Source organism: Sinomonas susongensis, assembly GCF_005877005.1.
Classification (GTDB): domain Bacteria; phylum Actinomycetota; class Actinomycetes; order Actinomycetales; family Micrococcaceae; genus Sinomonas; species Sinomonas susongensis.
The window spans coordinates 242,575-256,211 of record NZ_SSNH01000003.1 but is presented as its reverse complement, the minus strand read 5'-3'; the positions used below and the strand labels follow the sequence as shown (position 1 = coordinate 256,211).

12 protein-coding genes are annotated in these 13,637 nt (G+C 71.0%); 4 read left to right on the top strand and 8 right to left on the bottom strand.

The genetic code is table 11. The features are described 5' to 3' along the window. Positions 1–6: 6 nt before the first annotated feature. From E6A21_RS06415 to E6A21_RS06400, 4 genes are all read right to left on the bottom strand, one after another. The gene (locus E6A21_RS06415) at positions 7–1,314 is read right to left on the bottom strand and encodes an Ig-like domain-containing protein (protein WP_138443351.1); all 1,308 of its coding nucleotides are present in this window, start codon (positions 1,312–1,314) and stop codon (positions 7–9) included. 14 nt (positions 1,315–1,328) lie between these two features. Then, positions 1,329–2,843, bottom strand: a complete 1,515-nt coding sequence (gene ahcY / locus E6A21_RS06410; protein ID WP_138443306.1) for an adenosylhomocysteinase — start codon at positions 2,841–2,843, stop codon at positions 1,329–1,331. A 118-nt stretch (positions 2,844–2,961) separates the two neighbouring features. Continuing rightward, positions 2,962–3,147, bottom strand: coding sequence for a Trm112 family protein (locus E6A21_RS06405; RefSeq protein ID WP_138443305.1), 186 nt, complete (start codon positions 3,145–3,147; stop codon positions 2,962–2,964). Between the two features lie 17 nt (positions 3,148–3,164). Next, positions 3,165–3,554: a DUF3499 domain-containing protein gene (locus tag E6A21_RS06400; RefSeq protein WP_138443304.1), complete on the bottom strand. Its 390-nt coding sequence runs from the start codon at positions 3,552–3,554 to the stop codon at positions 3,165–3,167. A gap of 101 nt (positions 3,555–3,655) precedes the next feature. Here E6A21_RS06400 and E6A21_RS06395 point away from each other — a divergent pair, with 101 nt between their 5' ends. After that, entirely contained in the window at positions 3,656–4,162 is a 507-nt protein-coding gene (locus E6A21_RS06395; protein ID WP_246036233.1) for a metallopeptidase family protein, read from the top strand. 112 nt (positions 4,163–4,274) lie between these two features. Here E6A21_RS06395 and E6A21_RS06390 read toward each other — a convergent pair whose 3' ends face one another. From E6A21_RS06390 to E6A21_RS18125, 3 genes are read right to left on the bottom strand one after another with little or no spacing between them, the layout of a single operon-like run. Beyond that, positions 4,275–5,915, bottom strand: coding sequence for a DUF5719 family protein (locus tag E6A21_RS06390; protein ID WP_212745882.1), 1,641 nt, complete (start codon positions 5,913–5,915; stop codon positions 4,275–4,277). After that, positions 5,899–9,372 carry a glycosyltransferase family 2 protein gene (locus E6A21_RS06385; protein WP_171041288.1) on the bottom strand — a complete coding sequence of 1,158 codons (3,474 nt, stop codon included), beginning with the start codon at positions 9,370–9,372 and terminating at the stop codon, positions 5,899–5,901. Before E6A21_RS06385 ends, E6A21_RS06390 begins: the two co-directional genes overlap by 17 nt. 11 nt (positions 9,373–9,383) lie before the next feature. After that, positions 9,384–9,986, bottom strand: a complete 603-nt coding sequence (locus E6A21_RS18125; protein WP_138443302.1) for a WhiB family transcriptional regulator — start codon at positions 9,984–9,986, stop codon at positions 9,384–9,386. 255 nt (positions 9,987–10,241) lie between these two features. Here E6A21_RS18125 and E6A21_RS06375 point away from each other — a divergent pair, with 255 nt between their 5' ends. Further along, complete coding sequence (locus tag E6A21_RS06375; RefSeq protein WP_138443301.1) at positions 10,242–10,931, top strand: TIGR03089 family protein; 690 nt, start codon at positions 10,242–10,244, stop codon at positions 10,929–10,931. 48 nt (positions 10,932–10,979) lie between these two features. On the opposite strand, the gene E6A21_RS06370 is transcribed toward E6A21_RS06375, so the two are convergent. After that, on the bottom strand, positions 10,980–11,564 hold the full coding sequence (locus tag E6A21_RS06370; RefSeq protein ID WP_138443300.1) for a GtrA family protein: 585 nt from the start codon (positions 11,562–11,564) through the stop codon (positions 10,980–10,982). 246 nt (positions 11,565–11,810) lie between these two features. Here E6A21_RS06370 and E6A21_RS06365 point away from each other — a divergent pair, with 246 nt between their 5' ends. Then, on the top strand, positions 11,811–13,016 hold the full coding sequence (locus tag E6A21_RS06365) for a 5-(carboxyamino)imidazole ribonucleotide synthase (protein ID WP_138443299.1): 1,206 nt from the start codon (positions 11,811–11,813) through the stop codon (positions 13,014–13,016). 38 nt (positions 13,017–13,054) lie between these two features. Next, positions 13,055–13,624, top strand: a complete 570-nt coding sequence (gene purE / locus E6A21_RS06360) for a 5-(carboxyamino)imidazole ribonucleotide mutase (RefSeq protein ID WP_138443349.1) — start codon at positions 13,055–13,057, stop codon at positions 13,622–13,624. Positions 13,625–13,637 lie beyond the last annotated feature (13 nt).

The following is a 13,637-nucleotide window of genomic DNA, read 5'->3' as shown; positions in this document are numbered from 1 at the left end:
GCGACCTCAGCCGTTCGCGTACTGGGACCACGGGATGTTCCAGTCTCCGAAGCCGTCGTTGAAGTTCGCGAAGTCGCCTGCGGTGTTGACGACCTGGACGACGTCGCCAGTCGTCATGTTGTTGAAGACCCATGACGCGCCGTCGGGCCCGAGGCCGATGCAGCCGTGGGAGACGTTCGCCACTCCGAGATATGGCAACGCCGTGTCGGTGGCCTGGTGGATGAACTCGCCGCTCGGGGTGAGACGGGTCGCGTACTCGACGTCGAGCTCCCCGTAGTTGGCGGGGTCACCGGGCTTCAGGCCGATCGAGGCGGCAACGAAGTGCGCCTTGCGCTGCTTCTCCATGAGCACGAGGAAGCCCTTGGCCGAAGGGAAGCGGGTGTCGCCCAGCGTTGCGGGCCAGGTCTGGACTGGCTGATCGTTGACGTAGCCGGTGAAGGTGTGGGCCTGGGCATCGGCGACGGCGGTGCGCTTGTCTCCGATGTGCACCGTGTCCGTCTTCGAGAAGTTCCCGATCTGGCCGTTCCCGAGGTCCACCCCGAACAGGTCCATCTTGACGCTGATGGTGCTGTGAGCGGCCCAGAACTGCTCGGGGCGGTAACGGACCACGGTGTCGCTGAACCAGTGGAACGCGCCCGTCTGTCCCGAGGTGGACGTGATCGTGATGGCCTTCTCGACGGCCTTCTTGTTCTTGACCGGCTCGCTGAAGGTGAGCTGGATCGGCTGCGCGACGCCGACGCTCATCCCGTCGAGCGGGTACATCGCCGCGTCGGCCTCATTGGCAGTCGAGACGGTCTTGAACGTCGACGTCGCCGTCGTCGTGCGCCCTGCAGCATCGAGGGTCGTGTAGCTCAGCGTGTAGGTCCTGTTGAAGGTGAGCTGGCCCGTGGACGTCCAGACCGTGCGGCCCGATCCGAGCGTTCCCTCCACGTCATCGCCGGTCGAGGACCTCAGGCTCACGTTGTCGAGGGTTCCGTTCTTCGCGGTCACCGTGACAGGCGCGGCAGGGTTGACCTCCGTGGCGTCCGCTACCGGAGCCGTGACGGCCGTCGCCGGCTGGACCACGGGGAACACCGCGCCCGGCTGGCTCCGGACCGCTGTACCGGCCTCGGACCCGATCGACGTGGCGTGCGGCCACAGGGCCGCGAACGCGCCGCCGCCGAGCGCAAGTGCGAGTACGACGGCCGCAATCACGATCGTCTTCCCGGCGGGCCACCGCTTCCGCGGAGCCGGCGCCGTCGTCCCCCCGTCCCCGGCTCCGCTTGCGCCCGGCGCGCCGGGAGCGGATTCGCCGGAGGCTTCCTCGGTCCGCATCTCTTCCACGCCGATCAGTAGCGGTAGTGGTCAGACTTGTACGGGCCGGCCACGTCGAGGCCCAGGTACTCAGCCTGGTCCTTCGTCAGCTCCGTGAGCTCGACGCCGAGGGCGTCGAGGTGAAGTCGTGCGACCTTCTCGTCGAGGATCTTCGGGAGGACGTAGACCTTCTTCTCGTATTCGCGCTCGGCCTCCGGCTGTCCGTGCTTGGTCCAGAGCTCGATCTGGGCGATCGTCTGGTTGGCGAACGAGTTGCTCATGACGAACGAGGGGTGGCCGGTCGCATTGCCCAGGTTCAGGAGACGACCCTCCGACAGGACGATGATCGAGTGCTCTCCGCGCCCGGCGCCGCCCTCGCGTGCCGACTGGCCGTCCTGCTCCTCGGCCGGGAAGACCCACTCGTGGACCTGCGGCTTGATCTCGATCTTCCGGACGCCCGGCCACTTCGCGAGGCCGGCCATGTCGATCTCGTTGTCGAAGTGGCCCACGTTGCCCACGATGGCCTTGTCCTTCATCGCGGCCATGTGCTCGGCCATGATGATGTCCTTGCCGCCCGTCGTCGTGATGAAGATGTCGCCCTCGCCGAGGACGCTCTCCAAACGGGCCACCTGATAGCCGTCCATTGCGGCCTGGAGGGCGCAGATCGGGTCGATCTCCGTCACGATGACGCGAGCGCCCTGACCGCGAAGCGCCTCCGCGGCGCCCTTGCCGACGTCGCCGTACCCGCAGATGACGGCGACCTTGCCGCCGATGAGGACGTCCGTGGCCCGGTTGATGCCGTCCGGGAGCGAGTGGCGGATGCCGTACTTGTTGTCGAACTTGCTCTTCGTGACGGAGTCGTTGACGTTGATCGCGGGGAACAGGAGCTTGCCCTGCTCGGCGAGCTGGTACAGGCGGAGGACGCCGGTCGTGGTCTCCTCCGTCACGCCCTGGATGCGGCCCGCGATGCGCGTCCACTTCTGCGGGTCCCGCTCCTGCCCCGCGCGAAGCACATCGAGGATGATGCGGTACTCCTCGGGATCCTCCGGCGTGGCCTGCGGAACGGCCCCAGCCGCCTCGAACTCCACTCCCTTGTGGACCAGGAGCGTCGCGTCGCCGCCGTCGTCGAGAATCATGTTGGGTCCCAGCTCGGGGTCCTCGTCGGCGCCCGGCCACGTGAGGATCTGCTCGGCCGTCCACCAGTACTCCTCGAGGGACTCGCCCTTCCAGGCGAAGACCGGGACGCCGTTCGGATGCTCGGGGGTGCCGGTGCCGACCACGATCGCGGCGGCGGCCTCGTCCTGAGTCGAGAAGATGTTGCACGACGCCCAACGGACCTCGGCCCCGAGGGCAACGAGCGTCTCGATCAGGACGGCCGTCTGCACTGTCATGTGCAGCGAGCCCGCGATGCGGGCGCCCTTGAGCGGCTGCGACTCCCCGTACTCCTTGCGAAGGGCCATGAGGCCCGGCATCTCATGCTCGGCGAGGCGGATCTGGTGGCGGCCTGCCTCGTGCAGCGAGATGTCGGCGACGCGGTAGTCGAAGGTCACGGGTGCTCCTGAAGGCGGAAAGTGAAGGGTACGGAACAGAAATGGGATATTGGAAGGACCGGCGACGCGGGCTCGGCGGAACGGAAGGCTGCCGCGCAAGGCCCGGGCAGGCGCTGCCCTAAGAGCCTGCCGGGGCTTCAGCCGGGGGCAGCAGCACGGGGATGCCGTCTTCGATCGGGTAGCGCGGGACCACGCCGTCGGGTCCGGCCGCGCTGGCCACGAGCTCGTCGCCCTCCTGGACCAGTGCGGTGCCCGTCACGGGACAGCGCAGCACAGCGAGGATCGAAGAACTGATGTACGGCATGGGCCAAGCCTACCGGCTCAGTGCAGTTCGGGGAGGATCCGCAGGTGCCTGCCGGACGGGATGTCGACGCCGGCGGGCGGCGTCAGCATGGCCTGGCCCTCCCGATTGGTGCGTTGGGGGGCCTCGGCGGGCGCGTCGTCGTCCTCGCGTGAGCCCCGGACAGCCTCCGCAAGCGCCAGGAGGTCGTCGGGGCTCGGCTGCCGAGCCGGAAGCGCAAGCCTCAGGACTTCCCAGCCACGCGGGACGGTGAGCTTGTCCGCGTGCTTCGCGCACAGATCATACGTGTGCGGTTCGGCGAACGTTGCGAGCGGCCCCAGCACAGCAGTGGAATCCGCGTAGACATAGGTCAGCGTCGCAACCGCGGGCTCGCGGCAGGCCGATCGGGAACAATGGCGGACTTCTCGCACAGCCAGTACCCTACTCTGCGCTCGGCGCCTGCGTCGTGAGCGACTCGGGCAAGGATGACCTTCGGTTAGCGCCGGCTGGGGGCCGGGTCTACAGTCGATACATGCAGGATCGTTCCACGCCGGGCCCTGCGGGCCTGAGCATCCGCCCCCTCCCGCCCGCTGGCGAACAGGGCGCGGGCCCCCGCGGATTCCGGGAGCGCCGTCGCAACCGGCACGGGCGCGGGCTGCGCGGCGAGATCATGCCCGCGATCTTGCCCGGGAGCCGCACTCGCGGCGAGCGGTTCGAGGACTGGGTGCTCGACTCGGCCGATCGGCTCCAGGAGCTGCGCGGCAGCGAGCTCGACAACGTCGAGTACGTCGTCGAGGAGATCCCGCCCGGGCTCGAGAAGATCCTCCGCGACGGCGGGCGCGTCCCGCAGGGCAACGTCACCCGCGCCGCCCAAGGCCGTCCCGCACGCATCACGATCTTCCGGCGCGTCGTCGAGACCGAGGCGCCTTCCCCCGCGGAGGCCCAGGATCTCGTTCACGACGTCGTCGTCGAGTACACGGCTGCGCTCCTCAACGTCGAACCCGAGTCGCTCGACCCGTATTACCGGGGCTACCGCTGACTACCAGGCCTGCCGCGGACTACCGGGGCTACCGCTGACCATCAGGCCTGCCGCCGAAGCAGGGTGACAGCCCGGCTTAGCAGCCCAGCGCGGCTCCGCAGCCGAGCGCGCCTCAGTAGCCCAGCGTGACGGGGATTGATTCCCGTCCCCCAGCTGGCGGCAGGATCGACGCGACAGCGATCCCGTCGCCCTGGTCGGATTCGAGGAGCAGCGAACCGTAGGCCGGATCGCCGGAGGACGAGATCGAGTAGCCGGCAGTCTTCGCGCCGTCGACCGTGCTCGGCACTTGGAGCGTCGCGGTCGTGCCCCCCGCGATGTCGAGGGTCACGGGGGCGTGCACCTTGCCGTCGTCGCTGATCGGCGTGGCGGTCACGCGGGCCTTCCCGTCCGGTACCGCGAAAACGAGGGTCCGCAGGCCCGTCACGCCGACCGGGACCACGTGCCCGTCGCCGAGGCGAGGCTGTGCGCCCGAGACGGCGAAGTCCAAGGGATCGGTGGGGCTCGTCCCCTTGACCATCCGGACGCTTGCCGTGAACGAGACGTCGGACGCCGCCGCGACCGAGTACTTGCCAGCGGGCAGGCCCGTGAGCGGGATCTCCGTGACCGATCCCGCCCTCGCGGTGAACACCGCGCCCGCAGGAAGCGTGACCGGTCCGTTCTGGCCGAAGACGCGCACTTGGACGACTGCGTTCACTGCGCCGGGCACGGTCACCTGAAGGGCAGCCGTGGCGTCGTCGAAGCCCTGCTGGGAGGAGAGGTCGCGCGACGCCGCGGGATCCTGGAGCTCGATGCCGGCAGCCACCGCGCGGGTCGAAGGCGCTGCGACGGGCGTGAGGAAGTCCACTCCCCCGGGCGTGAGCCCGCGAAGCGTGCTCTGCTGGATGACGGCAGCGACGGGGCCTCCGGAGCTGCGGACGTGGACCGAGACGTTGCGCTGCCCCGGCTCGAAGCCTCCGAGCACGAAGGACTTGGTGCTGCCCGGCGGCACCTGGATTCCCCTGCTGCCGGCCGGAGCCTGGCCGAGCGGCTGGTCACCGAAGAACTCCAGATCGACAGTCGCGGGAGTCGTCGACGGGTTCGTCAGGTACAGGACCGATGTGCGGCCGACCAGGGTGCTCGCCCCGCCCAGCCAGAGGTCGTTCGAGGGCGAGGCGCACGGCCCTGCGGCGAGGCCACGGAGGTCCCCGTCCGTCGCGCTGTAGCGGAAGAGCGCAGCGGCCGACGACGGGCGCCCGTCGAGCGCCGCCGTCGAAAGGAGGGCCGCACCGGTCGTCGCACGGGTCGCGATCACGGCGGGAGCGGCCGCTGGCGGTGTCACCGGTGCCTTCTGCCCGTCGCTGACCTTCTGCAGGACCGAGCCGTCGACGCCCTTGATCAAGCTCGCGGGGAGCGCGCCCGACGGCTCGCCGAGCACCGCCGCCGTGAGTGTGCTCGACGCAGTGCTGCTCGCCGCGCTGAACTGCGGATCCCCCTGGGCCGGGGTGCCTTGCAGCAACTCTGCCGGACCGGGGCAGACTCCAACGGTCTGGCCCACCGGAACGTCCACCGCGGGGGCCGTTCCGGGGCGCAGGCCCGCGGGCGCGGGCACGGCGCCGGCCGCGACCACGAGCCCCGTCCCCGCACCGAGGACGACGACGCCCGCGGCGACACCGAGGGCGCGGCGCAGGCGGCGCTTGGTCCGACCGCTCGCCTTTAAACTGCTCGCCGTGGAAGTGCCCGCCTTGGAACGGCGCGCCTTAGACTCGGGCGTCATTGGTATCCCTTGCTGTCTTGTCGCGACGCGGATACTGGTCGCTTGACTCGTTCCCCGGGGCGTCGCTATGGCGGGCGCCTGGGGCAGGGTCCGGATGCGTCGTGCCGCCCTCGGCACCGGGACCGGGCGTCTCGGGTTCCACGTCCGCACGGGCCGGGGCGGCCCGACGTGCACTCGCGGCGCCCGGGCGGCGCGAGTTCCGGCGCCGAGGTGCGGCGCGGGTCGGGATGGCCGTCAGCCCGGCGATGGCGAGGACTGCTGCTGCGAGGAGCCCGAGCGGGAAGGCGGCAGGCTGGTCGTAGCGGACCTGCAGCTGTCCGCCCGACGCCGGCAGGGTGAACGCCTGCGCCCACCCCTGCGTTGTCGAGGTGAGCCGACGGCCGTCCATCCAGGCCGACCAGTGGGCGTCGCTGCGTTCGGCGAGGACGAGCAGCCGACCGTCGGGTCCCGAAGGCACCGTGGCCTGGACCGACTCGGGCCCGGAGTCAACGGTGCCGACCACATTGCCCTTCGAGTCGACGATGCTCCCCCGGTGGGCAATCCCCGGGTCCTTTGCAGCCTGCTGCTGGCCCGGCGGGGTCACCCGCCAGAGCCAGCCGACGTCGGTCTGCCCCACCGCAGTCAGCCCTGGGACTGCGTCCATCTGCGACGCCGTGACGGCGTCGGCCGCATCGCGCTGCTGGAGCACGACGAAGCCCACGCCGAGCGCCTCGAGATCCGGGCGCGGATCCACTCCCGACGAACTGGAGACGGTGGCGACGGCGCGCCGGATCGTCGCGTCGGCGGCGTCGTCTGCGGCGATGGACGGCGACAGGAGGCTGCCGGTGATTCGGCTCGCCGAGGCGACGGACGTCAGTGCATCGAGCGTCGTGCCCGACCCGCGCATGAGGGCCGCCGTGAAGCCGCCCTGCTGGGTGCTGCGGAGCACGAGGGTCTTCGTCTGCTCGGCACCGAGCCCGAGATCGCTCGCGGTCGCGGGAAGGGTGCGGGTCTGGCTCGGCGTGACCTGGACGGCGCCACCGAGGCTTCCCTGGGGTGCGGCGACCGGGGCAATCCCGGCGACTGCCGAGCGCGCGAGGCCGAGCGCCGGGCCGGCTGCCGCGACAATGAGAGCCACGACGAGACCGACCGTTCCGACGACGAGCAGCCGAGCGGCACCCGTGGATCGTGGCGCGCGCGCTTGGACTGCCGACTCGCGGCGGTCGAGCACCCGGTCCGCGCCGACGACTCCGGCGGCGAGCAGGGCGAGCACGGCCGCCCCGACGGCCGGGCCGGCGAAGGGGGGCACGAGGCTGTCGCCCGAGACCGCTGCCGGGAAGCGCGAGACGCCCCAGGCGAGGGCGAGCGCGGCGACCGCGACGACGCCAGCCGTACGGGCAAGCGCGCCCCTGCGCCCGGGGAGGGCCACAATCGCCGCGACCGCTGCTGCGAGCACCGGGATCCCTACGAGGAGCGCGTCGAGGAGCGCCCACGGTATTCCTCCGGGGAGCCAGCCCACGCCGTTCAGGCCCGCCCGGGCATCGAACGCGACCGGCTGCCCGAGGACGAGCTGCCAAGGCGCCGCGGCTGCATAGGCCGCGGGAACTCCGGGGTCGGCGATCCACGCGCGGGGGTCCTCGGGCGACGAGGCCCAAACCGGGAGGAAGAGCGCGACCGACGGCGCGAGGATGAACCACAGCGAACGCGCGCGGCGTCGCAGCGCGACCGTCAGGATGACGACGACGACGACCGCGAGCGCCAGCAGGCTCGGCGAACCCGCCGTCACAACCGCGAGGGCGAGGCCGCCGGCGGCTGCAGCGGTCCAGGACGGGACCCCGCCCGATCCGGGGCGAGGAGTCCGCTCGACTCCGACGGTTCCGCGCACCCTCGCCGCACCGACAGATCGCACCACGCCAAGCGCGGCCCATGGGAGGAAGACGAACGCGAGGACGGCGCCGAAACGCCCCTGCGCGACGGCTTCCTGGAGCGCGGGGGCCGCCGCCCAGACGAGGCCTGCGACAACCCGAGGCCAACGATGGGACGTGAGGGTGGACGCGAAGGCCCACGCTCCGACGCCGGAAACGGCGGGGGCGAGCACAAGGGTCCACACGACGGCGCGGTTCGGGTCCCCGAAGCCGAGGACGCCGAGCGCCCAGAGGACGAGGTCGAACGGGTCGCCGTGACCGGGCTCTCCCGCGCCGAGCTGCGTCCACCAGGAGGTGGCGTGCTGCCAGATGGCGCCGAGCTCGGTCGATACGGGGAGGAGCCCTCCGCCGGCGACGGCCTGGGCTCCGAGGAGCGGGATGAGGGCGAGGACGGAGCTCACGAGCGCGAGGACAGCGACCACGACCGCGCCCGTGCCAGCCCAGCCGCGCGCCGAGACGGCGAGCGAGGCGAAGTCGTCGTCGGAGTCGCCGGTCGGCTCCGAGCGCGCGTCGTCGCTGCCGGACCCGTCGCCGATGACGAGATCGGGGTCGGCGTATTCGAGGAAGGCGCGCCGGTGGCTGCGGATCTCCTCGCGCGAGGCGCGGACACCGCGAACGGTGCCGCGGGACACCGCGCGGGTCCGGGAAGCGGACCGGCGCCCGCGCGCAAGCCGCACGACGCCGCCGAGGGCTGCAAGGGCCGCGGCGCAACGCGCGAGCCCCACGCCCGGCTCCTTGTTCATGAACCCCAGGATCAGCGCCCAGAATCCGGCGAAGAACGCTCCGACGTAGTGGAGCGGCAGCGACCAGATCGCGGCGTGCTTGAGCCGCGTGTAGACCTCTGCGCGGTGCTCGGCGAAGGGCGTCGCTGCGTTCTCGGGCCGGTTCGTCACGTGACGCATTCGGGCGGCCGGCACGACGACCACGCGGTGTCCGGCGAGGCGGGCCCGCCAGCAGAAGTCGATGTCGTCGCCTGTGGACGGAAGGGCGGGGTCGAAGCCCCGGAGCGCATCCCACACGTCGCGCCGTACGAGCATTCCCGCCGAGTTGACGGCGAACACGTCGCTGCGGTCGTCGTACTGTCCCTGATCCTGCTCATCGTCGTCGATGAGCGGGAGACGTTCGGCCCAGCGGCTCGCGAACAGCCCCACGTCGACGAGCCGGCGCGGCTCATCCCAGTCGAGCTGCTTGCAGCCCGCTACGGCGACGGCTGGGGCGCGCTCGACGGCGAGGAGCAGCTCGGCGAGAGCGCGCGGTTCGGGAGCCGCATCGTCATGGAGGAGCCAGACCCATTCGTCGTTGCGGCCCGCGCCGCCCGTGGGACGGGGTGCGGCGGCGAGGGCTGCGGCTGCCGCGGCACCGAAGGCCGCGGGGGCGTCGACGACGGAGTCGGCGCCGAGCGTGCGGCGCAGAATGTCCCCGGAGCCGTCGCGGGAGGCCGCGTCGGCGCCGATCAGGACGTCCGCGGGACGTGTCTGCGCGGCAATGGCCGCGAGGGTACGCGGGAGGTAGCCGGCGCCGTCCTGGGCGACGACGACTGCGGTGACGTGCACGCCGTCCAGGATCAGACCGCCCGCTTGCGCAGGCGGCGGCGCTCGCGTTCCGACAGCCCGCCCCAGATGCCGAAGCGCTCGTCGTTGGAGAGCGCGTACTCGAGGCACTCGGCCCGCACGGTGCACGAGCCGCACACCTTCTTGGCGTCCCGGGTCGAGCCGCCCTTCTCGGGGAAGAACGCCTCGGGATCGGTCTGCGCACAGAGCGCGTCGGCCTGCCATGCGAGCTCGCCGTCGATCGGCGGGGCCGACTGCAGAAGCGTCAGCCACACCGGCTCCACCGGACGCGCCATCGGCACGCGCTCGGGCGTGGGCCGACCGGGCGCCTGCCGATCGAGCAGCGAGACCACCTCGGCCTCGTGCTCGTCGCCCGGCTCGTCGGCGTCGTCGTCGGCGAGGTCGCCGCCGTCGAGCGCGGCGTCGCCCAGCGCATGCTCGGCGAGGAACGCGGTTGCCGCATCCTCGAGGGCGGCGGCCGACATCTCGCGATACCGCTCCCCCGCCTCAGGGTCGGCCGGGTCCACGTACCAGTCCGCGGGAATGCCCCGCGGATGCGCGTACATGGCCTGTGCGGCCTCGATTTCTTCGTTCTGGAAACGCTCCGCCTGTCCCACGGTGCTCCTCCTCGGTGGTCGTCCACGCCTGCCTGCCTGAAAAGGCACCAGACTCCGGGAGGCTCCCGGCTTGGCCCCATCTGCCGGCGCAGTTGCTGTCCGGTTCTAATTACACGTGTGTAAGTCGGTCCGGTCAAGCGGGGGGCGGGAATTGTAGCGAGCGAAATTGCCGGATCCGGCTTCGCCACGCCCGAGCGCGTGGGCTCGGAGTAACCGTGGAGGGAACGACGTCCGAGGTCAGGCCACAATAGAGCCATGGAATCGACCGTCGCCACCGTCCTTCACCGACTCCGTGGAGGGAACTCCTCGGCCCCCAGGCTGACCTGGTACGGCCCCGATGCCGAACGGGTCGAGCTCTCCGGGCGGGTGCTGGACAACTGGGCGGCCAAGACATCGAACCTGCTCACGGAGGAGCTCGACGCCGAGACCGGCGTGCGCTTCCGCATGGACCTTCCCCCGCACTGGAAGAGCGCGGTCATCGCCCTAGGGGCCTGGCAGGCGGGAGCGGTGCTCGTCGACGGCGCCGCCGACCTTGTGTTCTCGGCCGAGGCCGGGCAGGAGCGGGAAGGCTCAGGGGTGCGCGTCGTCGTCGCCCTCGGGGCACTCGACCTCGCCTATCGGGGCGTCCTTGCGCCGGGCGACATCGACTACGCCGCACTCGTGCGCCAGTTCGCCGACTCCTTCGAGCCCTTCGATCCACCCGCGGGGAACGATGTCGCCGCGGAGCTCGACGGAGAGCGGATCACACAGTCTGGGCTGCTTGAGCAGTTCGCCCGAGCTGCCGAGCCGGGCGCCAGGGTGCTGGTGGACGGGGGGCGGCCGCTGCGAGAGGTGCTCGCGACGCTTCTCGGCGTCTGGGCGGCCGACGGCTCAGCGGTCCTCCGCCACCCGGACGTGGAGGACACACCGAACCTGCGCGCCACCGAGCGAATCACTGCCGGATAGGCGCGGGACGGCCGGGTAAGCGCTCGACGGCCCGGGTAGGCGCTGGCGCTAGGCTTCGCGCTGCTCGGTTGGTCCGTGCCCTCCGTGGGCCGTCCCGCCCTGCGCGGACTCGCCCGCGGCGGCCAGGTGCCCGGACTCGTGGTGCCCCTCGATGATCTCGTGGTCGACCTCGAAGCCGGGCTCGGCGTCCAGCTCGGTGTTGAACACCCAGAAGCGGTACGCGAAGAAGCGGAAGATCGTGCCGAGGATGAGGCCGACGACGCTGCCGGCGACGAAGATCGAGACCTTGTCGGTCATGAGCAGGACGTACTTCGTGAAGGCGACGCAGCCGGCAGCGATGAGGAGGCCCACGCCGTTCATGACGGCGAAGAGGACTGCCTCGCGCACGACGTTCGCCTGCTTGCGGTGACGGAACGTCCAGTACCGGTTCGCGACCCACGAGAAGATGCTCGCGACGATCGTCGCGATCGACTTGGCCCAGACCTCGCCGCTGTGGAGCGGACCGTTGAGGAGCCAGATGAAGATGGCGGAGTCGACGACGAACGCGATGCCGCCGACAGCTCCGAACTTCGCCACTTCCCGCCAGAAGAGCGAGACGAGACCGTTCAATCGATCCGAGATGGCGTTGATCATGTTCCTCCGAGTCCGTGCACTGCGGCCCCTTGCCTCGGGCCTGTCGTCGGCGGCAGGACCGGCCATGAAGCCAGGCCCCAAGTGCCGCTTCACGAGCCGTAGAAGCGGGACCCAGGAGCCGTGGAAGCTCTGGGAGGATCTGGCCGCGCGACGCTCAGGGATACATTCTACGCGCGAACCAGGAAGTGCCCTCAGGCAGTTCTCAGGGTTCACAGCCAGGGGCAACGGGTTCGGTAGGCTTGGCGGGTGAGTTTCCCTGTGATCGGAGTCGTCGGCGGCGGCCAGCTGGCCCGCATGATGGCTCCTCCCGCCACTGCCCTCGGTATCGAACTGCGCGTCCTGGCCGAGGCCGCGGACGTCTCAGCGGTGCCGGCCGTCGCGACCGCACCCGTGGGCGACTACCGGAGCCTCGACGACCTGCGTGCGTTCGCCCGAGGCGTCGACGTCCTCACTTTCGACCACGAGCATGTGCCGACCGAGCACCTCCTGACGCTCATGGCCGAAGGAGTCAACGTCCAGCCCGGGCCCGCCGCGCTCGTCCACGCGCAGGACAAGCTCAGGATGCGCGCCGCCGTCGACCGCCTCGGCCTCCCCAACCCACGCTGGGCCGCAGTCCACCACGTCGACGACCTCGTCGCGTTCGGCCACGAGATCGGCTGGCCGATCGTCCTCAAGACCCCTAGGGGCGGCTACGACGGAAAGGGCGTCCGCGTCCTCGGCTCATCCGCGGATGCCGCTGCGTCGATTGACTGGTTCGGCGCCATGACCCCGCTCCTTGCCGAAGAGATGGTCCCGTTCTCGCGTGAGCTCTCGGCGCTCATCGCCCGCACCCCGAGCGGCGCCTCCCGGGCGTGGCCCGTCGTCCACACCGTGCAGGTCGACGGCGTGTGCGACGAAGTCATCGCGCCCGCCCCGAACCTCGATCCCGCCGTCGCCGAGGCCGCGCAGTCTGCGGCTCTCGCGATCGCCACCGAGCTCGGCGTCACGGGCGTCATGGCGGCCGAGCTCTTCGAGACGCCGGGCCGCGGTCCCGGCTTCCTCATCAACGAGCTCGCGATGCGCCCGCACAACACAGGCCACTGGACGCAGGACGGCTGCGTCACGAGCCAGTTCGAGCAGCACCTCCGCGCCGTCCTCGACCTCCCGCTCGGGGGCACCGGCGTGCTCGGAGAATGGGCCGTCATGAAGAACATCCTCGGCGGCGAGAACAACGACCTCTACTCCGCGTTCCCCGCGGCCCTCGCGGCCGACGCCGACGCGAAGCTCCACACGTACGGCAAGTCGGTCCGACCGGGCCGGAAGATCGGCCACGTGAACCTTGTCGGCCGGGGGGGCAATGACCCCGAGGAACTGCGGTCCCGGGCCGCCCGGGTCGCCGGCGTCGTTCGCGACGGCCTAGCGAGTGCCGACTTCCAGACCAACTCCCACAGCGACACGAAGGAGACCGCGTGAGCACCCCCGGAGCCGTCCAGCCGCTCGTCGGCCTCGTCATGGGGTCCGACTCCGATTGGAACGTCATGGAGGCCGCAGCAGAGGCCCTCGCGGAGTTCGGTGTGCCGTTCGAGGCCGACGTCGTCTCCGCCCACCGGATGCCGCATGAGATGGTCGCCTACGGAGCCTCGGCGCGCGAGCGCGGGCTGCGCGTCGTGATCGCGGGCGCCGGCGGGGCAGCCCACCTTCCGGGCATGCTTGCGGCCGTCACGACGCTCCCGGTCATCGGCGTCCCCGTCCCGCTCAAGACTCTCGACGGGATGGACTCGCTCCTCTCGATCGTGCAGATGCCGGCCGGCGTGCCGGTCGCGACCGTCTCGATCGGCGGAGCTCGCAACGCGGGGCTCCTCGCGGTGCGGATCCTCGCCTCAGGCTCCGACGCCCTCGCCGACCGGCTCTCGGCGGACCTCTCGCGCTTTGCGGACGAACTCAATGCCACGGCGGCGCGAAAGGGCGAATCGCTGCGGAGCAAGGTCGCGGAAGTGTTCGCGCCACGAGACGCACCGGCGCAGGACGCACCGGCCCAGCTCGCGCCGGAAGCCGCGCCGGGAGAGCCCTTCTCCCTTTAGTGGACCTACCTGA